The sequence below is a fragment of the Pediococcus damnosus genome, assembly GCF_001437255.1.
Classification (GTDB): domain Bacteria; phylum Bacillota; class Bacilli; order Lactobacillales; family Lactobacillaceae; genus Pediococcus; species Pediococcus damnosus.
In genome coordinates this window covers 1-854 of the sequence record NZ_JQBD01000169.1, presented here as the reverse complement: position 1 = coordinate 854, position 854 = coordinate 1, and the positions used below count along the sequence as shown (strand labels likewise).

The window sequence follows — 854 nt, the reverse complement described above, 5'->3', positions numbered from 1 at the left end:
ATTTAAAAAGCCATTGATAATGGATCAAAAAAGGCCAATAGGGTATACTAATCGTTATCACTCAAAGATTGGGAGTCTTAGTATGGCAGAAAACATTGATCCGCGATTCTTTCAACTCACCCGAGCCTTAAATCATCCGGTTAGAATTCAAATTCTCAATTATCTGATGAAGCATGGTCAAAGTAACGTCAACAGTATCGTCGAGATTGTCAACGTTTCTCAACCCGCAGTTTCACGACATTTGCGAATCCTGCTAGATGCTTATTTGGTAATTGACCGACAATCTGGCAAGGAAAAAATTTATCAGCTGGCTGACAACCACATCATGAAAATTATTGAATTAATCAATCAACACGTTACAGAAATATAGTCGTTATTCTTGCCATTCATATAAAGATATGTTAATATGTAGATGTAATGATGTTGTTAAGGCTTTTATAGGAGGAATGTAATATGGCAGATCCAAAAGCAGAGGTTAACCCAAACCATACCCATAGTTTACATTGTGGGCACACGAAGATCCTTCACCATGATCACATTGACTTGGTTGAGGCAAATGGTCATCTCCATCACAAGCATGAAGATCACTGGGACGAATGTAAGATCGAGGTTTCCGCACAAAATCCTGAGGGCGAACATCCAGTAGAAGGCGAAATTCACAATGAATTTTGCGGTCACCAACAGGTTCCTCACGGCGATCACATGGATTACCTGGTAAATGGTCGTCTTCAACATGTTCACGGTGATCACGTTGACGATCACGGCCCAGTAGATATTGTTAGCTAATTAATAATCAATTTAAATCTTCCAACTTAATTTATGTAACTGAAACTTGAAAGCTAATAATCACGCCA

The 854-nt window shown here is 38.8% G+C and carries 2 protein-coding genes; both read left to right on the top strand.

The features are described from left to right. The first annotated feature begins 94 nt into the window (after nt 1–94). Nucleotides 95–370, top strand: a complete 276-nt coding sequence (locus tag IV84_RS10480) for an ArsR/SmtB family transcription factor (protein ID WP_056986630.1) — start codon at nt 95–97, stop codon at nt 368–370. Nucleotides 371–453: 83 nt separating this feature from the next. Beyond that, the gene (locus IV84_RS10475; RefSeq protein ID WP_056986629.1) at nt 454–786 is read left to right on the top strand and encodes a hypothetical protein; all 333 of its coding nucleotides are present in this window, start codon (nt 454–456) and stop codon (nt 784–786) included. Nucleotides 787–854: the final 68 nt, after the last annotated feature.